Below are 22,797 nucleotides of genomic sequence, written 5' to 3'. Positions count from 1 at the left end.
TCAGCCTCGGTGGCGAGCGAGAAAGTCCAACAGTACCGGAAAATAAGCGTGTGGCTCCTCATAGAACGGCATATGGCTGCTGTTGGGAAATACATGCAGTTCGGCGTGTCTGGCCGCCATCTTCATGCGCATGGCGCAGGCCGGGGTGAGTTCGTCGTGCTGGCCGGTGGTGATCAGGATCGGCATGCTGAAAGCGGCCATCTCGGGGATGCGGTTCCAGTCCTTGAGGTTGCCGACGTAGAGGAATTCATTGGGGCCCTGCATGGTTTCGTAGGGGCCCATGTTCCAGTCGCCGAGGGAGCGCTTGACCGGTTCGGGCCATTCGTCCAGGCGGCAGACGTGGCGATAGTTGAGCAACGTTATCGCGGCCTGGTATTGCGGGTGATCCAGGGTGCCCATGGCTTCGTGGCGCTGCATCATCGCCACGGTCTCACTGCCCAGCGCGCCGCGCAGGCGTTCGAGTTCTTGAGAAAGATGCGGAATGTCGCCGACGGTGTTTTCGAGGATCAGGCTTTTCAGCGTGTCGGGGTAATGGATGGCGTATTCGATGCCCAGCCAGCCGCCCCAGGAATGCCCGAGCAGGTGCACGCGGCCGAGATCCAGGGCTTGGCGCACGGTTTCGACTTCTTCGACATAACGGCGGATTTCCCACAGGGAAACATCGGTCGGTCTGGCTGATGCGCCTGTGCCAAGCTGGTCGAATGCAACCACTCGCAGGTTATGGTCCTTGAGCCAGCCATGGGCGTCGCGCAAGTAGTCACACGGCAGGCCCGGCCCGCCGTTGAGACACAAGAGCACCTCATCGCCTTCGCCGAAGCTGTAGACCACGAGGTTGTGGCCATCGACTTGCACGTTGTACTGCTGGTCGGGGGCAATTTCACGCCACATGCATACATTCCTTGTGTTGTATCGGCCTGGCGGGTAGCGGCCGTTTATCAGGCCAACACTACCGAGGATGCCGCGCGTCCATAACCTAGTATTTCTTATAGGTTTGGCCTGGCAGTCCTTCGCCGGGGCGTGGCATTCTACTTGCAGGAAGTCGAGATTCAAATGAATTCGGGAGCAGAACGGATGCTGGCCAAGCTAACTGCCTTCAACAATCGTCTGATGCCGGGCAGGAGCCTGGATGAGCAGATGGACAACACGTTCATCCTCGCCCAGCAGATGGGCTTCGATGCACTGGTGTACGACTACACCCCGGTGCCAATAGACCAGGATGGTGCATTGATCACCCCATCGGTGCTGGAGCTGCGCAACACGCCGACCGATTGGCATGGGTTGTGGTGCAGCAAAGGGTTCTACCAGATCGATCCGGTGCAACACCTGGCCCTGCGCACGGTGTCACCGTTCGTGTGGTCCTACGAAGCCAAGGCTGACACGGCCCTGCAAACCATCATCGACCCCTGTCACGCCCCCGTTTCGTCCTACCTGCACGACCAGCAACTGACCTGCGGCGTCAGCGTTCCGATGCATCTGCCCCGTGGCGGCTTCGCTTCACTGACCGGCTTGCGCACCGGCAACACGCCAACCGTGCTGCAGGACGCGCAGCAGACCTTGTCGGACTTCAGCCTGATTTCCCACGCTTTGCAGGAAGCGGCCTACCCGCTGTTCGGCAAGGAGCTGCGCACCTACCCGCACATTCACCTGACCAAACGCGAGCGCGAATGCCTCAAATGGGCCGCCGAAGGCCTGACCGCCGCCGAAATCGCCACGCAATTGAGCCGTTCACTGGCGGTGATCACCCTGCACCTTGCCTCGGCGATGCACAAACTGGGGGCCAAGAACCGTGTACAGGCCGTGGTGCGCGCGACCCATTACCGCCTGCTCGAAGACTGACTTTTTGGCAAAACCTAGCTGTTTTGCTAGTTACCTGAATGTTGCCCAAGGCTTATCGTGTCCCTGATCCTTTATTTTCAGAGCAGGGTACGAAATGGAATTCATCGAAAAAATCCGCGAAGGGTATGCCACGTTTGGCGCCTACCAGACTTGGTACCGCGTCACGGGTGATCTGGCCAGCGGCCGTACACCGTTGGTGGTCATCCACGGTGGCCCCGGCTGCACCCATGATTATGTCGACGCCTTCAAGGACGTCGCAGCCAGCGGTCATGCGGTCATCCACTACGACCAACTCGGCAATGGCCGCTCCACGCACTTGCCTGAGAAAGACCCGTCCTTCTGGACCGTCGATCTGTTTCTTAAAGAACTGGATAACCTGCTGGACCACCTGCAAATCAGCGATAACTACGCGATCCTCGGCCAGTCCTGGGGCGGCATGCTCGGCAGCGAGCACGCAATCCTGCAACCCAAGGGCCTGCGTGCGTTTATCCCGGCCAACTCGCCAACCTGCATGCGCACCTGGGTCAGCGAGGCCAACCGCCTGCGCAAACTGCTGCCCCAAGGCGTGCATGAAACCCTGCTCAAGCATGAAGCCGCCGGCACGTATAACGACCCGGAATACCTCGCCGCCTCACGGGTGTTCTATGACCAGCATGTGTGCCGCGTTAACCCGTGGCCGGAAGAAGTGGCGCGCACCTTCGCCCAGGTCGACTCAGACCCCACGGTGTACCACGCCATGAGCGGCCCGACCGAGTTCCACGTAATCGGCAGCCTGAAGGACTGGAAATCCATTGGCCGCCTGTCGGCAATCAAGGTGCCGACCCTGGTGATCTCCGGCCGGCATGATGAGGCCACGCCACTGGTGGTCAAGCCGTTCCTGGATGAGATCGCGGATGTGCGCTGGGCGCTGTTCGAAGACTCCAGCCACATGCCCCACGTGGAAGAACGCCAGGCGTGCATGGGCACCGTGGTGAAGTTTCTGGATGAGGCGTGTTCTGTTCCGCACACAGTCCGCAAGGCTGGTTGAGTTCCAAATGTGGGAGGGGCGGTGCCCCTCCTACATTTTTAGACCTCTGTGGTTTCAGCTTGTGCAGCTTTCCTTGGCACCTCCGCCACCAATGGAATCTCCTTGCCCTCGGCATCGAACAACTTGCCGCCACTGAAGTAATCCCCCTCGCGCAATGCCGATACGTCGTGGAAGCACAAACTGCGCTCAGTCCCCGCCACAAACACCGACTGCTGGTCTGAATTACCCGCAGTGAAATGGTTGAACGCCAGGTTCAACAGGATCGCCATGATCGCCGACGAACTAATACCCGAGTGGAAAATGGTCGCGAACCAGCCGGGGAATTGGTCGTAGAAACTCGGCGCAGCAATCGGGATCATGCCGAAACCGATGGAGGTGGCAACGATGATCAGGTTCATGTTGTTGCGGTAGTCCACCTTGGACAAAGTGCGAATACCACTGGCCGCCACGGTGCCAAACAGCACAATCCCGGCACCGCCCAGTACCGAGGTCGGCACCGCGGCGATTACCCGCCCCATGAATGGCAGCAAGCCGAGGATCACCAGGAATAGCCCACCCGTTGCGACCACAAAGCGACTCTTCACCCCGGTCACCGCCACCAGGCCTACGTTCTGGGCGAAGGCACTCTGGGTGAACGAACCGAAGATCGGCGCGAACATGCTCGACAGCATATCGGCGCGCAGGCCGTTGCCCAGGCGTTTGGAGTCGACCTTGGTGTCGATGATTTCGCCCACCGCCAGGATGTCGGCCGAGGTTTCCACCAGGGTCACCATCACCACGATGCACATGGAAATGATCGCCGCGATGTGAAAGGTCGGCATGCCGAAATGGAATGGCGTAGGGAAACCGAACATTGGCCCCTGGGTGACGCCGGAAAAATCCGCCATGCCGAGGAACACCGCTATCACCGTACCGATCACCATCGCCAGCAGGATCGACAGGCGCGAGATGGTTGCGCTGCCGATCTTGCTCAATAGCAGCACCAGCACCAGGGTCAACGCCGCCAGGCCGATATTGGGCATGCTGCCGAAATCCGCCGCGCGGCTGTTACCGCCCATGGCCCAGCGCGCCGCCACGGGCATCAGGGTGAGGCCGATGGTGGTAATCACGATACCGGTCACCAACGGCGGGAAAAACTGGGTGATCCGCGAGAACACCGGGGTGATCAACAGCCCGATAAACGACGCGGCCATCACCGCGCCGAGAATCGCCGGCACTCCGCCGGCGCCATCGCTGCCGACAATCGCCACCATGGTCGCCACACCGGCAAACGACACGCCCTGCACCAACGGCAACTGACAGCCAAAGAACGGCAGGCCAAGGGTTTGCAACAAGGTGGCGAGGCCACCGGCAAACAACGATGCGGCGATCAAGAGACCAATATCCGCCGGCGACAGCCCGGCCGCCTGGCCGACGATCAAGGGTACCGCGACGATGCCGCCGTACATGGTGAGCACATGCTGCAGGCCGTAAGCCATGTTAGCGGCGACGCCTAGATTCTCATCTTCCGGCCGCTGCGGTGACGCCTTCGGGATAGTCATGGTGAGGGGATCTCTGTTTTTGTTGTGCGGACACTGTATTCAATCTTAAGACTAGATGTCCATATAGTTGTATACAATCAATCGAACAAGATACCCTCCACCGGCGTTACAAAAACCATTGGGCCGTGATGAGCCAGAACGCCAAAGGACACTAAAACAATGAAAAAGGCATTACAGGGCGCCACCGTTGCACTCACCCTCCTCGGCGGCGGGGAGGCTGTCGCGGTGGAATGGATGAACAACAGCGTCGGTTTTCGCTACGGCCAGCAGTTCACCAATCCGAATAACCCCGACGATTTCAGCAAGCGCATCTACAGCTTTACCCACGCCAGCGGCTACCGGTATGGCAGCAACTTCCTGAACCTGGATGTGTTCCTGTCCGACAGCCACGACCCGCGCAAGGGCACCGACCACGGCGGCAGTGAGGTGTACGCGGTGTACCGGCATCAGTTGTATGCGTCACGGGCGCTGGATGTGCCGCTGGGCACCGGGCTGATCAAGGATTACGCGCTGACCCTGGGCTTTGATGCCAACCGCAACAACAACGTCGCTTCGGCGAAAAAACGTGCGCTGGTGATCGGTCCTACCTTGAAGTTCAACACCGTGGGCGTGCTGGACCTGAGCCTCCTGTACTACAAGGAGCGCAACCACACCGGGATCCCCGGCGCGCAGGAGTCAGACCACACGTTCGACGACACCTACATGCTCAACCTGACGTGGATGCGCCCTTTCGAGATCGCCAACCATGCGGCGAAATTCCAGGGGTTTATCAATTACGTCGGGGAAAAAGGCGCGGACTACCATGGCCGCGACACGGCACCGGAAGCCCTGATGCGCAGCGCGCTGATGGTCGCAGTACGACCGGGCAAGGGCGTGAAGCCGAACCTGTACCTCGGGGTGGGTTACGAATACTGGCATAACAAGTTCGGCGTGGACGGCGGCCGGGGCAGCCGTACGTCAACGCCGACGGTGAACATGGAAGTGACGTTCTAGGCGGCCGCCAGTTCCGAATCGTCTGCGTTGCGCCGCGCCAGCCAATAGCCCAACACGGCCAAAGGCGCGGTCGCCAGCATCACGATCGCCGTGATCAGCAACGGCTGCTCAATCATCGACGACACCAACAGGCTGCTGAGAAAGCACAGGCCCAGTTGCAGGGTATTCTGCAGAGCGGCAGCCTTACCGGAATTTTCTGCAAACGGCATCAGCGCATTCGCCACCACGATCGGGTAGCTGGCGCCGTTGACCAGCGCCATCAGGCAGAACGGAATCAGCAAGGTGGTGAGCGTCGGCACGGTCAAGGTGGCGACCAGGTACAACGCCACCATGCTGACGCAATAGGCGAGCAGCAACCACGGCAGCAACGTCTTGCCCTGAAAGCGCTGCAAGGCGCTGCGGCAACTGTAGCCACCCACCAGAAACGCCAAGGTTGGGAGCACGTAGCTCAGGCCGATGTCATTCGGGCTATAGCCCATGTCGCCCAGGATGAAAGGCGAAGCGGTCAGCCAGGCGAAGAAGCTGGCCGAGCAGGCGGCGAAGATCATCACATTGCCGGTAAACACCCGGGAGGTGAGCAACTGCCAATAGCCAAGGCGCGAAGATTCGCCTTCCCGTGTCTGAGGTTTCGGCACGGAGCGCAGGAACAACGTGGGCAGCAACAACAGCAACGACACCCCCAGCAATACGCCGAAGATGGCCTGCCAACCGAAGTGGTTCAGCACCATTGCGCCCAACAGCGGCGCCAGCGCCGGCGACAACGACATCAACGGCATGATGCTGGCGAACACGCGGTGGGCCTTGTCGGCCGGGTAGCGGTCGATCACCAGCGCCTGCCAGCTGACAGCCGCAGAACACACGCCAATCGCCTGCATAAAGCGCAAGGCCAGCAACTGCGGCGCGGTCTCGACCCAAAACATCCCCGCGCAACCCACGACAAACAGGCTCAAGCCTGCGAGCAAGATCGGCTTGCGCCCCAGGCGGTCGGACAACGGCCCCCACAGCAACTGCCCCACCGCAAAGCCCGCGAGGAAAATACTCAAGCTGGCGCCCACCGCACCCGCACCAATATGCAACTGCTCGCCCATGGCGCCGAACGCCGGCAAATACATGTCCATGGCGAGATAACCGAGCATGCTCAGCCCCGCCAGATACCAGGTGAAACCAAAAGAATTTTTCATTGAAGCCTTGTTAGTCTTGCCATCAAACTATTTGCTGACTGCCGCCCATTATGAAGCTGAGAGATTTTGTGTGAAGCGATAATAATTGGCGGTTCTTATCAATAATTTTGAAGGCAACCCTAATGTGGTCCGAATACTCCCTGGATGTCGTCGATGCGGTAGCGCGCCATGGCAGCTTCAGCGCCGCCGCCCAGGAATTGCACCGCGTGCCGTCAGCCATCAGTTATACCGTACGTCAACTTGAAGAGTGGCTCGCGGTGCCGCTGTTTGTGCGCCGGCATCGTGATGTGGAGCTGACACCCGCCGGCCGCCTGTTTATCGACGAAGCCCGCGGCGTGATGAAAAAAATGCTCGGCACACGGCGCCTGTGCCAGCAGGTGGCCAATGGCTGGAGTGGCCAGTTGAAGGTGGCGGTGGATTCCATCGTCAAACCCCAGCGCTGCCGGCAGTTGGTGCTGGATTTCTATCGGCAGTTTCCCGAGGTGGAGTTGCTGCTGGAATACGAGGTGTACAACGGCGTGTGGGATGCCTTGGCGGATGAGCGCACCGATATTGTCATCGGCGCCACCAGCGCCGTGCCGGTGGCCAGTCACTTCACCTTTCGCGATATGGGCTTATTGAATTGGCTGTGCGTGGTCAGCGCCCGGCACCCGTTGGCGGCCGTGGAAGGGTTGCTCAATGACGACCAACTGCGCCCCTTCGCCTCACTGTGCATGACTGACACCTCGCGCAACCTGCCCAAGCGCGACACTTGGACCCTGGATAACCAGCGGCGGCTGGTGGTGCCGAACTGGGCCTCCGCCATCGATTGCCTGCGCGATGGCCTGTGCGTCGGCATGGCACCGGCGCATCAGGTATTGCCGTGGATCGAACGCGGTGAATTGGTGGCGCTGCAACTGACGCGCCCCTTCCCGGCCAGCCCATCGTGCGTGGCCTGGGCACAGAGCAAACTGTCCCCGGCCATGGCATGGTTGCTGGAGTACCTGGGGGATACCGACACCCTGAACCAGGAGTGGCTCAACGGCAGGGACCTAGCTCAATAGCCGAGTGATGGCCCGCACGATCATCTCGACCTCCTTGGCCTCCAGGGTCAACGGCGGCAGCAGGCGAATGACCTTACCCCGCGTCACGTTGATCAGCAGCCCATGCTCCTGGGCGGCACGCTGGGCCAGGTCGCGACAGGGGCTGGCCAACTCAATACCGACCATCAGGCCCCGTCCGCGAATCGCCAGCACCTGTGGGTGGTCTTCCAATTCCATGCGTAACCGCGCCAGCAAGCGTTCGCCCTGTTGCGCAGCGTTCTGCAACAAACCTTGCTCTTCGATAATGTCCAACACCGTGCAGCCCACCCGGCACGCCAGCGGATTGCCGCCAAAGGTGCTGCCGTGACTGCCGGGCGTGAACAGCTCGGCTACCGCAGCCCTGGCCAGGCAGGCACCGATGGGTACACCATTGCCGAGGCCTTTGGCCAGGGTCATCACATCCGGGACAATGCCTTCATGCTGGAAGGCAAACCAGGCGCCGGTGCGGCCGATGCCGGTCTGGATTTCATCGAGCATCATCAGCCAGCCGTGGCGTGTACAGTGATCGCGCAGGGCTTGCAGATAACCGGCCGGTGCCGGCTGTACGCCACTTTCGCCTTGGATCGGCTCGAGCAGGACCGCCGCGATACACGCGCCAAACGTCTTGGTGATGGCCTCCAGTGCCACAAGATCACCGAAACCGACCTTGAGAAAATCCCCCGGCAAACGCTGAAAGCCCAGGCGCACCGACGGCCCATCACTGGCAGCCATGGTGCCCAGCGTACGGCCATGAAAAGCATTCTCCATCACTACCACCAACGGCTCTTCGATGCCTTTTTTCCAGCCATGCAACCGCGCCAGTTTCAGCGCCGTCTCGTTGGCTTCGGCGCCGGAATTGTTGAAGAAGGCACGGTCCAGGCCGGACAGCTGGGTCAGGCGCTGGGCGAGGCGTTGCTGCCAATCGATGCTGTAGAGGTTGGAGGTGTGCAACAACAGGCCGGCCTGCTCACTGATGGCCGCCACCAGTTTCGGATGCGAATGCCCGACGTTGGTCACCGCAACGCCCGCCACCGCGTCCAGGTATTCACGCCCCTGCTGGTCCCACAGGCGCGTGCCGAGGCCACGGGTAAAACTCAGGGCTAAGGGTTGATACGTGGTCATCAGGCAGGCGGCGGTCATGGTGGCAGGCTCCAGTGCATCGTTGTGATGGGTTGAAGTATCGTTAGCCACCAGAGCTGGATAAACTGCACTTTCCTGCAATGACTTTAAACCAGGACTTTACAATGGATCTATTCCAGGCGATGTCGGTATACGTAAAAGTGGTGGAGAGCGGCAGCATGACCGCCGCCGCCCAGGCCTGCGGGATGTCGACCACGATGGTCGGCAACCACTTGCGCGCCCTCGAACAACGCCTGGGCGTCAGCCTGCTCAAGCGCACCACCCGCAAACAGAGCCTGACGGAGTTCGGCGGCCAGTATTACCAGCGTTGCCTGGAAGTACTGGGACTGGTGGCCGACTCCGAGCAACTGGCCGAACAGGCCCACAGTGACATTCCCAAAGGCACTCTGCGCATCACCGCCCCGCCCGCCTTCGGCACCGAACGCTTGGCGCCGGCCTTGAGCGAGTTTTCCCAACGCTACCCGCTGATCAAGCTGTACGTGGTGCTCAGCAACCAGCGCGTGGACATGGTCGACAGCGGCTTTGACGTGGCCATCCGCCTTGGCGAACTGGAAGCCTCAAGCCTGATCGCCCGACCGATGCAGGACTACACCATCACCCTGTGCGCCTCACCGGACTACCTGGTCCGACGTGGTACACCACAGACGCCCGAGGACCTGCAACAGCACGACTGCCTGGCGTTCGCCTACCCTTCCACCGATGACTGGCGCAACGCCGACAAGCTGTGGCGCATGACCGGCGCAGAAGGCGAAGTGGAAATCCCGGTGTCCGGCTCGCTGACCGTCAATAGCTCCCAGGCCTTGCGCCAGGCAGCCGTGCAAGGCATGGGGATCGTCATGCTGCCGGATGCCCTGGTGCAGCCCGACCTGCAAACCGGCAAGCTGGTGGCCTTGCTGACCACCTATCAACTGCCCAGCCGGCCCATGCATTTGCTGTACGGCCAGGATCGTTATCGCTTGCCGAAGCTGCGCGCCTTTGTGGATTTCGCCATGGAAAAGTGGGCGCGCTAGAAGCCCACGCCCAACTCGCGCAATCGCGCCGCCGTCTGCTCGGCAGACACATGGTGAATGCCTTGCCAGCCGAGGGCGACGGCCGCTTCGATATTGCCGGCGACATCATCGATAAACACCACTTCCCCCGGCTGGATATCCGGCAGGTACACCCGTACCTGGCTGAGACTGGCGTGGTAGATCGCCGCGTCGGGCTTGATCAACTTCAACTCGCCGGACACCACGATGTTGCGGAATTTCCGAAGGAAGGGGTAATTGGCAAGCGCATAGGGAAAGGTCTCCGCCGACCAGTTTGTGAGCCCGAACAATGGCATGTTGGCCTGATGCAGCGCGTTGAGAATCGCCACGCCTTCGGGCAACGGGCCACGCAGCATTTCGTGCCATCGGTCGTAGTAGGCCGCGATCAAGGGTTCATGGTGGGGGTATTGATCGATCAGGCTTTGCGTGGCTTCGACCAGCGGCCGCCCCGCATCCTGCTCGGTGTTCCAGGCCTGGGTACAGATGTTATCGAGGAACCACTGCCGCTCTTGATCGTCGGCAATCAGTTTGCGGTACAGGTGCTGCGGGTTCCAGTCGAACAGTACACCGCCAAAGTCAAACACTACTGCGCGGATCGTCATGGGTTCCTCCCTTTTGTACAACGCCAGAGTCAGGACAGTTTGGCATGTACCCGGCCCCTAGCAGCAAGTAAGCACGAGTAGGATTGTTCTGAGATTCAAACAAGGCGTGCGCGGGGAACCCGCAGCGTCCCGTGTTAATAAAGGCCTTTAGCTTTAATGCGCGGGTTCTATCTCACATAGATAGTCACACTTGTTCTTCCCGTTTGAACGCGCCCTCACTTTAATCTCGGGCGTCCAACTCAAGGAGCTAGCGTCTGGAGGGAATCATCGAACTTCGCTGTAGATATGACTCGGAGAAACTTCAATGACAAGCATAACCTCTTCAGTGACCTCCCCTTCCGCATACAGCCTTGCCGCGCTGCAAAACTATCTTGCCCAAGGCGCAAATACTCCTACAGCAGTGCTGATCGATCGGGTCAAGGACGAAACAGGCATCGTGCCAAGCCATCTTGCCCCCTTGCAAGACATCGCAATGACCACCAACTCCATCATAGGCATACGCCCGGTCGAAACCGTCGCAACAGGCCTGATAGAAGCCGGGCACCCCACCAAGGACTTCCATATCAAAGGCAAGAGCGCCAACTGGGGCCCTCAGGCAGGTCTGATCTGTACAGACCAGGCCTTCAGCAAACTTGAACAAGTTGCTGAAAAAACACCAGCCAAAGTAGCCAAGGCCAATGAGCAAATCCAAGCGTGTATCCAAGAAGGCCATGCAGTTGCAACGCCCCTGCAGCTGTCGAGCCAGCGCCTTGATGTATTGGTCAAGCTCGGCCACATAACCCAACTGGCCGTTCAGGGCGCTGACGGCACATTGCAATTAAGCGCCCGCGGGCCCAGTCAGCAAACCTATACATTCGAAGCCCATCGCACGTCACCTTCAAGCGACAGCTACTTCATCACCCATCAAGGCAAGCTCCTTGAAGTGCTGGCCAAGCATGCAGAAGGTAAACCGTTGACCGCCGATTACGACCTGCACCTGATCGCGCCCCATATCAGCGACTTCGGCCCCCAGGACAAACTCCTCATACCGGACGTGGCCCACAGTGTCTTCAAGGGGCGAGTTGAACGCTATCAGCAAGCTCCTGAGGCGCTACGCGCAGACTTCGAAAGCCCCGCCCATTTCTACCGGAAAGAAGATCCCCACCTTGGCAACGCAACACCACGGATAGAGCAGATGATAGGACTGATCAATCAAAAATTGGTCGGCGAGGGAGAGAGAGTGGTTCATCACAACGCGGACTCGGGCAGCCCGGCCACGGAAGTGGCTGCCAATTACCCGACGACGTTTTTCCTACCGGCAAAACTGGGTCGATTCGATGAAATCAGCATCATCCACGACAGCAGGGAAATGGCAGAACTGATCAAGACCGCCAAGGACAGCGGTTATCACGTACCGCTGAATCCCCTGTGGGAGAAAGAAGTAACCAACGTGAGGCGGTCCGCCTTCACCCAGGCAAAAAATAGCCTTGCCTGAATCATGACGGGAAGACAGCGGCCTGATAACCCGATGATCAGGCCGCTATCAGTCACATCATTTACGCTTGGATCAAGCCGTTGATCTTCACGGTCGGATTGACGTCAGCCTCGTAATCCACACCCTCGACTTCAAAGCCGAACAAGCGCAGGAACTCAGCCTTGTAGCCGGCAAAATCACTGATCTCGTTGACGTTCTCGTCGGTGACCTGGTTCCACAGTGCCGCCACGGCGTCCTGAACCTTCGGTTCCAGTTCAGCCAGGTCGGCACGCAAGCGACCATCGGCGTCAAGCTTCGGTTCGCTGCCGTACAGGCTGTCCTTGAACAGGCCGTAGACCTGCTCGATGCAGCCTTCGTGGGTGCCCTGCTCTTTCATTACTTTGAACAGCAACGACAAGTACAGCGGCATGATCGGAATTGCGGAACTGGCCTGGGTGACCACCGCCTTGAGTACCGACACGCGGGCGTCGCCCTTCAGTGCAGCGAGGTTGTCGCGCAGGGTCAGGACTTTCTTGTCCAGGTCTTTCTTGGCTTCGCCGATGGAGCCATTCCAGTAGATGTCCTGGGTCAACTTCTCACCGAGGTAGGTGAACGCGGTAGTCTTGGCGCCTTCGGCCAGTACGTCGGCGTCACGCAGGGCGTCGATCCACAGCTGCCAGTCTTCGCCGCCCATGACTTTCACGGTGCCGTCGATTTCTTCCTGGGTCGCAGGCTCGAGGGTGGTGTCGACCACGACGCCTTTGTCGGTATTGATACCGCGCAGGGTCACAGCCTTGCCGATTGGCTTGAGGGTGGAGTTGTAGACTTCACCGGTCTTGGGATCGGTGCGGCGTGGCGCGGCCAGGCTGTAGACGACCAGGTCGATCTTGCCCAGGTCTTTCTTGATGGTTTCGATGGTCAGGCGCTTGATCTCGTCGGAAAACGCGTCGCCATTGATGCTCTTGGCGTACAGGCCTTTTTCGACGGCAAACTTCTCGAACGCAGCGCTGTTGTACCAGCCGGCGGAACTCAGCTTGCCTTCTTCGCCTTCTTTCTCAAAAAACACGCCCAGGGTGTCGGCGCCGCAGCCAAACGCAGCACTGATGCGCGCGGCCAGGCCGTAGCCGGTGGAAGCGCCGAGGACCAGCACCTTCTTCGGGCCATCGTTGATGGCGCCGTGCTCAGTTACGTAGTCGATCTGTTCCTTGACGTTCGCCTCACAGCCAACAGGGTGAGCGGTCACACAGATAAAGCCACGAACCCGCGGTTTGATGATCATAAAATTTCTGCCTCTTCCAAGGTGCCGAAGGCCAATGGTGGCCATTCAACTTCAATCGTACCGGTCTATGACGTCCGAAAAACCGAAGCGTCACGATAGTCGCAAATCTTCTGTTTACAAAATCCAATCCACACGAGCCCACCAGGGTTAAAGACTGTGTCGAGCCTTCACAATTTCGCACTATTTAAAACGCCAATCCGCTGCTGAACGCCTTATCATGACGAAGATGTTTCATTATGTTTCAAAACCCCACCACTCGCAGCCACGGATCCGGACCTGTCGAATGGCGTCCTTCTGGAGCTGAGTTGCATGAACAAGTCTGCTTTGCGTAAGAAAGCGGTATCGGTCGCCTGGGTACTCGGCGTGTTGCTGATTATCGATGTGTTCCCCGAAACCACGCTGGTGTTCCTCTGCCTGGTACTGGTGTGCGGCGTTTACGACTTCCTGCGTAACGGCCTGTATGACAAGCCCACCTTCAAAAAATACTTTATCGGCAGTGGCCGCAATACTTGGCTGCTGGCACCGTTCAACACCCTGTTCGACCTGCTGAGCTCGCGCAACCGTCACCTTTATACGATGCGCGACCTGCCGCCCGCCTGGCGTGCAGACCTGCAACAGGTGCTCGATGACGCCATGGTCCACAAGGATGAAATCATCGGTTACCTGGACGAGCGCATGGCCGAGAAGAAACGCGGCATGTTGTTTTTCCAGTGGTACGGGCGGCCGATCGAAACCACCCTGGATATTCCTGAACTGCGCAAAAAACTGCCGTTCGTGAAAACCATCGGCGTGTCGGTGTTCAACGAAAACCGCTCGACGTCTTTTCACTTCGGCCCGCTGCGCATGATGTTCCGCGTGCTCTACAACATGGCACCGGCACCCCATCACGACGGCGTGTACATCCAGGTCGGAAAGCACAAGCACTACTGGCATGACGACCCGCTGTTTATTTTTGATGACACGCTGATGCATGCGTCCTTCAACAAGAACGACGCCAAGCGTTACTGCCTGTTTATCGACATCGTACGGCCTACGCCACTGCCGTCGGTGCTTAACGCCGTGATCGCGGGGTTTGCCGGGATGGTCTTTACCCTGCGGCGAGTTTTCTACAAAAACTGGAAGCTGATTGAGTAAGTTCTGCGGCATGATGGTGTTGGACGGTATTTGCGCTCGGCCCTGCGCCTGAGGTAAATATCCGGCTCGTGCGCTCTAACCTGCGCCCACCATTCTCACGTCATCGCACCTCGACAGGTGCGGTGGCTGCGTTTTCAAGGAATCAGAATGCCCCAACGCCAAGTCATCAATGCCTCCGTCAGCCCCAAGGGCAGCCTCGAAACCCTGTCCCAACGTGAAGTCCAGCAACTGAGCGAAGCCGGTACCGGCAGCATCTACACTCTGTTTCGCCAGTGCGCCCTGGCGATCCTCAACACCGGCGCGCATATCGATAACGCCAAGACCATCCTCGACGCCTACAAAGACTTTGAAGTGCGCATCCACCAGCAGGACCGTGGCGTGCGCCTGGAGTTGTTGAACGCCCCCGCCGACGCCTTCGTCGATGGCGAAATGATCGCCAGCACTCGCGAAATGCTGTTCAGCGCCCTGCGCGACATCGTCTACACCGAGAACGAACTGGACAGCCAGCGCATCGACTTGAGCAACTCCCAGGGCATCACCGACTACGTATTCCACCTGCTGCGCAACGCTCGCACGCTACGCCCGGGCGTGGAGCCGAAGATCGTGGTGTGCTGGGGCGGGCACTCGATCAATACCGAAGAATACAAATACACCAAGAAAGTCGGCCACGAACTCGGCCTGCGCAGCCTCGACGTGTGCACCGGTTGCGGCCCTGGCGTGATGAAAGGCCCGATGAAGGGTGCGACCATTTCCCACGCCAAGCAACGCATCACCGGCGGGCGTTACCTGGGCCTGACCGAGCCGGGCATCATTGCTGCCGAAGCGCCGAACCCCATCGTTAACGAACTGGTGATCCTGCCGGACATCGAAAAGCGCCTGGAAGCCTTCGTGCGCGTTGGCCACGGCATCATTATCTTCCCCGGCGGCGCCGGCACGGCTGAAGAGTTTCTGTACCTGCTGGGCATCCTGATGCACCCGGACAATCGCGACGTGCCCTTCCCGGTCATTCTCACCGGGCCGAAACAAGCCGCGCCGTACCTGCAACAACTGCACGCCTTCGTCGGCGCCACCCTCGGCGAAGCCGCGCAGGCGCACTACCAGATCATCATCGACGACCCGGCCGAAGTGGCCCGCCAGATGACTGCCGGCCTCAAGGCGGTGAAGCAGTTCCGCCGTGAGCGCAACGACGCGTTCCACTTCAACTGGCTGCTGAAGATCGACGAAGGCTTCCAGCGCCCGTTCGACCCGACCCACGAAAACATGGCCAGCCTGCAACTGAGCCACGCACTGCCGCCCCATGAGCTGGCGGCCAACCTGCGCCGGGCGTTTTCCGGGATCGTGGCCGGTAACGTCAAGGACAAGGGTATTCGCCTGATCGAACAACACGGCCCGTACGAGATCAACGGCGACCCGGCCATCATGAAGCCACTGGATGAGCTGTTGCAGGCGTTTGTCGCCCAGCACCGCATGAAGTTGCCGGGCGGCGCGGCGTATGTACCGTGCTATCGCGTGGTGCAGTGAGCTAGCTCGGCACTGCCGCGCGCTTGATGACAGCCGCCAGGCTTCAACTGGCGGTCGGTCATAGTTTGTATTGCTTTGCGGCGTGGGTAAGCGTGCGGCAGGACTGAGTTCGGACTAGTTTTTATAGGCCGACTCATCCCACCTGAAGAGCGACCTATGGACCAACGGATATTGTCCTCCACCATTCCTTACCCTAAGGTAAGGAGCATCATGTTGGAGATCTTTACTATGGCGACCGCCACACTTACCTCAAAAGGGCAAATCACCATCCCCGTCCAAGTCAGGACCGCACTTGGCCTGGAAACAGGCGACCGCGTCGAGTTCGTCGAAACGGAAGATGGCAAGTTTTCCATCATTGCAGCGAGCAAGACTGTCCATGATCTCAAGGGGTTGATCCAGAAGCCTGCCAGGGCTGTGTCCATTGACGACATGAACCGCGCCATCGCAGCGCAGGGAGCGAAGGCTGGATGATCGGACTGGATACCAATGTACTGGTGCGCTACGTCACCCAGGATGATCCCGTTCAATCCCCCAAGGCATCCGAGTTGATCGAGTCCCTCACCACACTTTCGCCAGGGTTTGTCAGCCTGGTCTCCGTGGTGGAGCTGGTGTGGGTATTACAGAGCTGCTACCAATCCGCCAAAAATGACATCGTCGTCGTTCTGGAAACCCTGCTGCGCACCCGTGAATTGACCATCGAACATGCCGAAGTCATCTGGCAGGCGCTTCGACGGTTCACGGCCAACAACGCCGATTTCGCCGACTGCCTGATAGAGCGCTGCGCCCACGCCGCCGGGTGCGAATACACCGCCACCTTTGACCTCAGTGCGGCCAAGGCAGCGGGCATGAAGCGTCTGGGCTGAGCCGGAACATTGCGGCGACGGGCAGGCTTTGGTAAAAGTCGCGCTAATCCCTGATCGAGAGAAAGCCCCACGTGCGCACGCTTCTTCTTGCTGCCCTGACCCTGACGCCGTCCCTCGCCCTGGCCGAGATCATCTGGCCCGACCTGCCGAAGAGCTGCTTCGTCAGCGGGCGCTCTGCCACCAGTGTGGATGTCGACACCGGCTGCGCAGCGTTCCTGATCAATGTGAAAGGCAAAGCGGCGGGTACGCCGATCAAGGTGGATATTCCCCAATACGCTTTTCACATCGACGAAGCCAGCGGCAAAGAGACACCGGTGATCATCATCCAGGCCGAAGAGAACGGAGAGGTCAAGGCCGTGGGATACAGGGAACTGGGCACCGATCAACTCGGTGCCGCGCTGCTGCGGGAAGTACGGCTCCTGGGTACAAAGAAGCCCTCCTAGTCGGGGTTCAACGAACCCAGCCACCCACCTGCCAGTGGTAACCATCATTGCGCTGCACCCAATGCGGATGCACATAACGATAGCCTTCGCGCACCGGCTCCCAATGGCCGTGTACAGCAACGTAGCGCCCGCCTTCCCAGCGCCAGTAACCACGTGACCATATGTAACCTTCACGTACGGCAGGCTCGACTTCGATGATCTGGGCCGGCGGCGGTTGTGGCGCAACCACCTCGACATATTCACGCTGTACAGGCCGTCGCTCATGCACCACGCGCTCCTGCACACACCCGGACGCCGCGACCACAACTGCCGCTAATGCCGCGTAACGTAACAACATACAACCCCCTCGGGCGTTATCGCCCAACACCTGCACCGGTAAAAATGCCCCCGTGTTTCAGCCGTGCTCCTGCTCAGGCCTGGGTACTTTTTTAACAGGTTGTGTCTGTCGGATTGCTGAAGCAGCACGCATCAAGGGTGACCGAAGCTTCTCAACACCGCTTCGACAAAACGTCTCAGCTTGGCCGTACGCTGGCGGTTCGCCGTGTAGACAAGGTGCATCGGCCGGCTCGGCGCTTCAAAGTCCGGCAGCACTCTCACCAATTCGCCTCTGGCCAACGCCTCGCGCAAGAAGTCTTCCGAACCGAGCACGATGCCAAAACCATCCAACGCAGCCGACATCAAGGCGCGGCTTTCGTTGATCTGCAAACGGCTGGCAACCTGAACCTTGTGTGGGGTCGCCCCGTCGTAAAGTACCCACTCGCGGTCTACCGGCCGCGACCAGAAGGCGTAGCCGAGGCATTCGTGATGCTCAAGATCCGCCGGGGCCTTCGGGGTACCGCGTGCCGCCAGGTATTCCGGCGAAGCACAGACCACCAGACGGTAAGGTGCCAGTGGCCTGGCTGTCAGACCCGTGGTCGCCAGGGGGCCGATACGAAAAGCGGCTTCATAGCCCTCCTCCACCAGGTCCACGAAACGGTCGGTCAGGTGCAAGTCAATTTCCACATCCGGGTTGTCGCGCAGGAACCCGGTAATCAACGGCATCAGGCTGTAGGAACCGAAGGTGACGGGAGCGGTGATTTTCAGCTTGCCGCGCGGCGTGTCGTTCATGATCTGCGCCAGTGAATCGGCAGCCTCGGCTTCTACCAGGATATGTTTGCAACGCTCGTAGTACGCGCTCCCCAGTTCCGTCAGGCTTTGCCTTCGTGTGGTGCGGTTAAGTAAGCGAGCGCCCAGGCGCTGCTCCAGCGCGGTGACATGCTTGGCCACCATCTGCGGCGATATGCTTAAGCGCTCGGCAGCCCGCGCGTACGAGCCCAACTCTGCAGCCATCACAAAGGCATTCATGCTCGACAGGCGATCCATCATTCCCTACTCCCAGTAACAACATCCACACCAAAACGACGATTTATCGCCGATTGGTTGCCAATCATCATAACCGCTCCCCCATTCATTGGAGCAAGACCATGAAGATTGGTGTTATTGGAGCAGGCTTTATCGGGCGCGCCGTGGCCCAACTGGCGCTGGCGGCCGGGCACGAAGTGATGTTGAGCAACTCCCGTGGCCCCCACACCATGAGCAGCGTAGTGAGCGGCATACTCGGCGTGCAGGTGGGCAGTGCCGACGACGCCGCCAAATTCGGCGATGTGGTGCTCGTGGCGATCCCCCTGGAGCATTACCGCAGCGTCCCGGCGCAATGGCTGGAGGGCAAGACCGTGATGGACGCCAATAATTATTACCCGAACCGCGACGGCCATATCCCGGTACTGGATCGCTTTGAAACCACTACCAGCCGGTTGCTCGCCGAGCATTTGCCCCATTCACATGTGGTGAAAGTGTTCAACGCGATCTTCGCTCCCGACCTGACGCAGGACGCCCGCCCCCACGGTGCACCCGACCGCCGAGCGTTGCCGGTGGCAGCGGATGACGCCGCAGCGAAGGCACGCGTCATCACGCTACTCGACGAATTGGGTTTCGACGCCGTGGATGCCGGTAGCCTGGATGAGAGCTGGCGGTTGGAACGCGGCAAGCCTGCCTATTGCGTCGCGCTGGACCAGGCTGGCTTGAAGGCAGCGCTGGCCGCCGCCGAGCGTACGGTTGAACTGCCGCCTGTCGAGCGCTCTCGCACTTGACCCCATAAAAAAGCCCGCTGACCGTTACCGGTTCAGCGGGCTTTTTGTTAGCGGTAAGGTCCTGACTCAGGACCTCGCCAGCAGCTTACAGCGCCAGGTCAGACGCCGGCTTGCTCGGCTCAGCCGCAGGCTTGGCGGCCTCGGTGGCCTTAGGAGCAGCCTGTTGCGGAATCGCGGGCGGTGCAGGCAGTTGCAGGATATTGGCGGTGTAGGCCCATTCCTTGGCAACAGCCTCAGGACTGTCGTTCAGCTTGGTGCCGTAGCTCGGTACGATCTGGTGCAGTTTTGCCTGCCACTCAGGGGTCGCGACCTTGTCCTTGAACACTTTCTGCAGCACGGTCAGCATGATCGGAGCCGCGGTGGACGCGCCTGGCGATGCACCCAACAGGCCTGCAATGGTGTTGTCGGCGGAGCTGACCACTTCGGTACCGAGTTTCAGGACGCCGCCCTGTTCTTCGTCACGCTTGATGATCTGCACGCGCTGACCGGCTTGCCACAGGCGCCAATCGGATTGCTTGGCGTTCGGGAAGTACTCTTGCAGCGCCTTGAAGCGGTCGTCATCCGACAGCATCAGTTGGCCGGCGAGGTACTCGACCAGTGGGTATTCACGAATACCGACTTTGGTCATTGGCCAGATGTTGTGGGTGGTGGTGCTGGTCAGCAGGTCCAGGTACGAGCCTTCTTTCAGGAACTTGGTCGAGAAGGTGGCGAATGGGCCAAACAGAATCACGCGCTTGCCATCCAGCACGCGGGTGTCCAGGTGCGGAACCGACATCGGTGGCGCGCCAACCGAAGCCTTGCCGTAGGCCTTGGCCAGGTGCTGCTCGGCGACGGTTGGGTTATCGGTCACCAGGAACGAGCCGCCGACCGGGAAGCCTGCGTATTCCTTGGCCTCAGGAATGCCCGACTTTTGCAGCAGGTGCAGTGCACCGCCGCCGGCGCCGATGAACACGAACTTGGCGTCGGTTTCAGTCTTGGTGCCGTCTTTCAGGTTTTTGTAGCTGACACGCCACGAGCCGTCGGCGTTCTTGGTGATGTCCTGCACTTCGCTCGACAGTTTCAGGTCGAACTTAGGCGTGGTTTGCAGGTGAGCGACGAACTGGCGGGTAATCTCGCCGAAGTTCATGTCGGTACCCAGCGGGCTCCAGGTAGCCGCGATTTTCTGGTTCGGGTCACGCCCTTCCATCATCAGCGGAACCCATTTGGCGATCTGCGCCGGGTCTTCGGAGTACTGCATGCCGGCAAACAGCGGGCTCGCTTGCAGGGCTTCGTAGCGCTTCTTGAGGAACTTGATGTTTTCATCGCCCCACACAAAACTCATGTGCGGTGTGGCGTTGATGAACGAACGCGGGTTCTTCAGCACACCCTGCTGGACCTGCCAGGACCAGAACTGACGGGAGATCTGGAACGCTTCGTTGATCTCGACCGCTTTCGGGATCTCAACGTTGCCGTTCTTGTCTTCCGGGGTGTAGTTCAACTCAGCCAGGGCCGAGTGACCGGTACCGGCGTTGTTCCAGCCGTTGGAGCTTTCTTCGGCGACGCCATCGAGGCGCTCGACCATTTCCATCGACCAGCCCGGCTCCAGTTCGTTAAGCCAGACACCCAGGGTTGCACTCATGATGCCGCCGCCGATCAGCAGCACATCGACTTTCTTTGCCTCTTCCGCGTGAACGGACGTGATCCCCATCGACAAAGCCAGCCCCAGCAGGGCAGTGTTTACTTTTTTAAACATCAGTAGCACCTATGATAAAACGCCATCCGCCCCACCGCCCCTGATCATGGGCAACCCTCAATCACGCTGCGCCAGGCAACGCACCGCGGGGTTTGCACAGTCACTCGGGGACCGCAGGGTGGGCACACAAGGCCGACGTATCGACCTCACTTTTATGTCCCTTCTGCGCTGACTTCTTATCATTATTGGCTTCAGCTACCTGGGCGACAGCCAACCGCCGGGACGTATACGGATGTACGTACCGAGGAAAGACTAGACCAAGACGGCGCGCAGAATATCACGCTAAACGGCGTTTATGCGTCGTTTGGCCAATTGACAGTTCTAAATCGCGGGTTTTAACGCGCGGATGTCAAGCGTGGCAAGCGTGACGTGGGGTCACAGGGTGTTTAATGAAACTGAACTCTGCCAAAAAAGGCTGTTCTAGACACCTTCGTCGCTGCTTGCGTAGCATCGGCGGCTTTCCCCCGTATCACCCTTCAACACAGAGCGATCCATGTCTATCCACCAAACTCCCGGGCATGTGCTGCCCGCGCGCAGCGCCGCAAAAATGGAAGCTGCCATGGCCGTGGGCGCTTTCGCTATCGGTACCGGCGAATTCGCCATCATGGGTTTGATGCCCGACATCGCCCAGAACCTAAGTTTAAGCGAACCCCAAGTCGGCCACGCCATCAGCGCCTATGCATTGGGCGTGATGGTCGGCGCCCCACTGCTGGCCATCCTCGGCGCCAAGCTGCTGCGCAAACATATGCTGCTGTTGCTGATGGGCCTGTATGCCCTGGGCAACCTCGCCACCGCCTTCACCCCGACCTTCGGCTCACTGATGGCGTTCCGCTTTATCAGCGGCCTGCCCCACGGCGCCTACTTCGGCATTGCCGCGGTGGTCGCCTCGAGCATGGTGCCCAACGACAAACGCGCCGGCGCCGTGGCGCGGGTGATGATGGGCCTGACCCTCGCAATGCTGCTCGGCAACCCCATCGCCACCTTCCTCGGCCAGCACTTGGGCTGGCGCTCGGCGTTTGCACTGGTGAGCGTGATCGCCCTGTGCACCATCGCCCTGGTCTGGCAATTCGTGCCCCATCGCCACGACGAACAACGCAGCGACCCACGCAAGGAACTGCGCGCCTTCACCAAACCCCAGGTGTGGATGGCCCTGTCGATTGGTGCCATCGGTTTTGCCGGCATGTTCTGCGTGTTCAGCTACCTGGCGCCGACCATGCTGGAAGTGACCAAAGTGTCGCCGCAGTGGATTCCATTTGGTCTGGCAGCGTTTGGCGTGGGCGGGATTATCGGCAACATCGCCGGCGGCAAGCTGTTTGATCGCATGCAGTTTCGCGCGGTGGGTTGGATTCTGGTGTGGTCGATGGCCGTGTTGCTGTTCTTCCCCCTCGCGGCGTCCTCGCTATGGGGCGTGCTGCTGAGCATGGGTCTGGTGGGCACCATGGTGTCGTTGGCCGCGCCGTTGCAGATCCGTCTGATGGACATCGCCCACGAAGCGCCAAGCCTCGCAGCGGCATCGAACCACGCGGCGTTCAATCTGGCGAACGCACTGGGGCCGTGGTTTGGCGGGATGGCGATTACAGCCGGATACGGCTGGACCAGCACCGGCTACATAGGCGCAGCCACGGCGCTGGCTGGGCTCGGCATCTACTTGATAGCACGGCGAATGCAGGGAGGGCATTAAGCGCCCCGGGCCTGAAAGCACACTTCAATCGTCAGGAACAGCGAATAATCGGTGTAATGGAGACTGTTTCACTTCCGTTCAGCCAAGGTTCAGGTTGGATCCAATAAGCACAAGCTGTAACATGTCCGTCATGTTTATTCCAAATGACAAGGA

The 22,797-nt window shown here is 59.7% G+C and carries 22 protein-coding genes; 13 read left to right on the top strand and 9 right to left on the bottom strand.

Annotation, left to right across the window (positions count from 1 at the left end):
* Complete coding sequence (locus M2397_RS04995) at nt 1-888, bottom strand: proline iminopeptidase-family hydrolase (protein WP_131698985.1); 888 nt, start codon at nt 886-888, stop codon at nt 1-3.
* 183 nt (nt 889-1,071) lie between these two features.
* On the opposite strand from M2397_RS04995, the gene M2397_RS04990 reads away from it, so the two are divergent.
* Both M2397_RS04990 and M2397_RS04985 read left to right on the top strand, forming a co-directional pair.
* Nucleotides 1,072-1,836: a LuxR family transcriptional regulator gene (locus tag M2397_RS04990; RefSeq protein WP_131698984.1), complete on the top strand. Its 765-nt coding sequence runs from the start codon at nt 1,072-1,074 to the stop codon at nt 1,834-1,836.
* Between the two features lie 94 nt (nt 1,837-1,930).
* Complete coding sequence (locus M2397_RS04985; protein ID WP_131698983.1) at nt 1,931-2,863, top strand: proline iminopeptidase-family hydrolase; 933 nt, start codon at nt 1,931-1,933, stop codon at nt 2,861-2,863.
* A gap of 38 nt (nt 2,864-2,901) precedes the next feature.
* On the opposite strand, the gene M2397_RS04980 is transcribed toward M2397_RS04985, so the two are convergent.
* On the bottom strand, nt 2,902-4,404 hold the full coding sequence (locus M2397_RS04980) for a nucleobase:cation symporter-2 family protein (protein WP_131698982.1): 1,503 nt from the start codon (nt 4,402-4,404) through the stop codon (nt 2,902-2,904).
* A 159-nt stretch (nt 4,405-4,563) separates the two neighbouring features.
* On the opposite strand from M2397_RS04980, the gene M2397_RS04975 reads away from it, so the two are divergent.
* Nucleotides 4,564-5,397, top strand: coding sequence for a nucleoside-binding protein (locus M2397_RS04975; protein WP_259242380.1), 834 nt, complete (start codon nt 4,564-4,566; stop codon nt 5,395-5,397).
* On the opposite strand, the gene punC is transcribed toward M2397_RS04975, so the two are convergent.
* A complete protein-coding gene (gene punC / locus M2397_RS04970) occupies nt 5,394-6,578 on the bottom strand; it encodes a purine nucleoside transporter PunC (RefSeq protein ID WP_131698980.1) in 1,185 nt (394 codons plus the stop codon). The genes M2397_RS04975 and punC overlap by 4 nt on opposite strands.
* A 122-nt stretch (nt 6,579-6,700) precedes the next feature.
* On the opposite strand from punC, the gene punR reads away from it, so the two are divergent.
* A complete protein-coding gene (punR, locus tag M2397_RS04965) occupies nt 6,701-7,621 on the top strand; it encodes a DNA-binding transcriptional activator PunR (RefSeq protein ID WP_131698979.1) in 921 nt (306 codons plus the stop codon).
* Here punR and M2397_RS04960 read toward each other — a convergent pair.
* Nucleotides 7,610-8,779 (bottom strand): aspartate aminotransferase family protein, encoded by a 1,170-nt coding sequence (locus tag M2397_RS04960; protein ID WP_259242379.1) that lies wholly within the window; start codon nt 8,777-8,779, stop codon nt 7,610-7,612. The two genes, punR and M2397_RS04960, sit on opposite strands and share 12 nt — an antisense overlap.
* Nucleotides 8,780-8,883: 104 nt before the next feature.
* On the opposite strand from M2397_RS04960, the gene M2397_RS04955 reads away from it, so the two are divergent.
* Nucleotides 8,884-9,789 carry a LysR family transcriptional regulator gene (locus tag M2397_RS04955; RefSeq protein ID WP_259242378.1) on the top strand — a complete coding sequence of 302 codons (906 nt, stop codon included), beginning with the start codon at nt 8,884-8,886 and terminating at the stop codon, nt 9,787-9,789.
* On the opposite strand, the gene M2397_RS04950 is transcribed toward M2397_RS04955, so the two are convergent.
* Nucleotides 9,786-10,409, bottom strand: a complete 624-nt coding sequence (locus tag M2397_RS04950) for an HAD family phosphatase (RefSeq protein ID WP_259242377.1) — start codon at nt 10,407-10,409, stop codon at nt 9,786-9,788. The genes M2397_RS04955 and M2397_RS04950 overlap by 4 nt on opposite strands.
* A 304-nt stretch (nt 10,410-10,713) precedes the next feature.
* Between M2397_RS04950 and M2397_RS04945 the strand changes: the two genes are divergently transcribed.
* Complete coding sequence (locus tag M2397_RS04945) at nt 10,714-11,883, top strand: CyaA/EF/ExoY family adenylyl cyclase toxin (RefSeq protein ID WP_259242376.1); 1,170 nt, start codon at nt 10,714-10,716, stop codon at nt 11,881-11,883.
* 61 nt (nt 11,884-11,944) lie between these two features.
* Here M2397_RS04945 and fabV read toward each other — a convergent pair whose 3' ends face one another.
* Nucleotides 11,945-13,141, bottom strand: coding sequence for an enoyl-ACP reductase FabV (gene fabV, locus M2397_RS04940; protein ID WP_167656127.1), 1,197 nt, complete (start codon nt 13,139-13,141; stop codon nt 11,945-11,947).
* A gap of 309 nt (nt 13,142-13,450) precedes the next feature.
* Between fabV and M2397_RS04935 the strand changes: the two genes are divergently transcribed.
* From M2397_RS04935 to M2397_RS04915, 5 genes are all read left to right on the top strand, one after another.
* Entirely contained in the window at nt 13,451-14,275 is an 825-nt protein-coding gene (locus M2397_RS04935; RefSeq protein WP_145334823.1) for an aspartyl/asparaginyl beta-hydroxylase domain-containing protein, read from the top strand.
* A 147-nt stretch (nt 14,276-14,422) separates the two neighbouring features.
* Nucleotides 14,423-15,796: a nucleotide 5'-monophosphate nucleosidase PpnN gene (ppnN, locus tag M2397_RS04930; RefSeq protein WP_131698972.1), complete on the top strand. Its 1,374-nt coding sequence runs from the start codon at nt 14,423-14,425 to the stop codon at nt 15,794-15,796.
* Between the two features lie 213 nt (nt 15,797-16,009).
* Nucleotides 16,010-16,267 carry an AbrB/MazE/SpoVT family DNA-binding domain-containing protein gene (locus tag M2397_RS04925; protein ID WP_131699039.1) on the top strand — a complete coding sequence of 86 codons (258 nt, stop codon included), beginning with the start codon at nt 16,010-16,012 and terminating at the stop codon, nt 16,265-16,267.
* Nucleotides 16,264-16,659 carry a PIN domain-containing protein gene (locus M2397_RS04920; RefSeq protein WP_131698971.1) on the top strand — a complete coding sequence of 132 codons (396 nt, stop codon included), beginning with the start codon at nt 16,264-16,266 and terminating at the stop codon, nt 16,657-16,659. Before M2397_RS04925 ends, M2397_RS04920 begins: the two co-directional genes overlap by 4 nt.
* Before the next feature lie 71 nt (nt 16,660-16,730).
* Nucleotides 16,731-17,102 (top strand): hypothetical protein, encoded by a 372-nt coding sequence (locus M2397_RS04915; protein ID WP_131698970.1) that lies wholly within the window; start codon nt 16,731-16,733, stop codon nt 17,100-17,102.
* Between the two features lie 7 nt (nt 17,103-17,109).
* On the opposite strand, the gene M2397_RS04910 is transcribed toward M2397_RS04915, so the two are convergent.
* Both M2397_RS04910 and M2397_RS04905 read right to left on the bottom strand, forming a co-directional pair.
* On the bottom strand, nt 17,110-17,439 hold the full coding sequence (locus M2397_RS04910; RefSeq protein ID WP_131698969.1) for a YXWGXW repeat-containing protein: 330 nt from the start codon (nt 17,437-17,439) through the stop codon (nt 17,110-17,112).
* A 131-nt stretch (nt 17,440-17,570) separates the two neighbouring features.
* On the bottom strand, nt 17,571-18,467 hold the full coding sequence (locus M2397_RS04905) for a LysR family transcriptional regulator (protein ID WP_184744229.1): 897 nt from the start codon (nt 18,465-18,467) through the stop codon (nt 17,571-17,573).
* 50 nt (nt 18,468-18,517) lie between these two features.
* Between M2397_RS04905 and M2397_RS04900 the strand changes: the two genes are divergently transcribed.
* On the top strand, nt 18,518-19,231 hold the full coding sequence (locus M2397_RS04900) for an NADPH-dependent F420 reductase (RefSeq protein ID WP_259242375.1): 714 nt from the start codon (nt 18,518-18,520) through the stop codon (nt 19,229-19,231).
* An 85-nt stretch (nt 19,232-19,316) separates the two neighbouring features.
* Here M2397_RS04900 and mqo read toward each other — a convergent pair whose 3' ends face one another.
* Nucleotides 19,317-20,963: a malate dehydrogenase (quinone) gene (gene mqo / locus M2397_RS04895; protein ID WP_259242374.1), complete on the bottom strand. Its 1,647-nt coding sequence runs from the start codon at nt 20,961-20,963 to the stop codon at nt 19,317-19,319.
* A gap of 493 nt (nt 20,964-21,456) precedes the next feature.
* On the opposite strand from mqo, the gene M2397_RS04890 reads away from it, so the two are divergent.
* The gene (locus M2397_RS04890; protein WP_167656122.1) at nt 21,457-22,644 is read left to right on the top strand and encodes an MFS transporter; all 1,188 of its coding nucleotides are present in this window, start codon (nt 21,457-21,459) and stop codon (nt 22,642-22,644) included.
* The last annotated feature ends 153 nt before the right edge of the window (nt 22,645-22,797 follow it).

The sequence above is a fragment of the Pseudomonas sp. BIGb0381 genome, assembly GCF_024809815.1.
Classification (GTDB): domain Bacteria; phylum Pseudomonadota; class Gammaproteobacteria; order Pseudomonadales; family Pseudomonadaceae; genus Aquipseudomonas.
The sequence above is the reverse complement of the archived record's forward strand: the minus strand, read 5'-3'. Positions and strand labels throughout refer to the sequence as shown.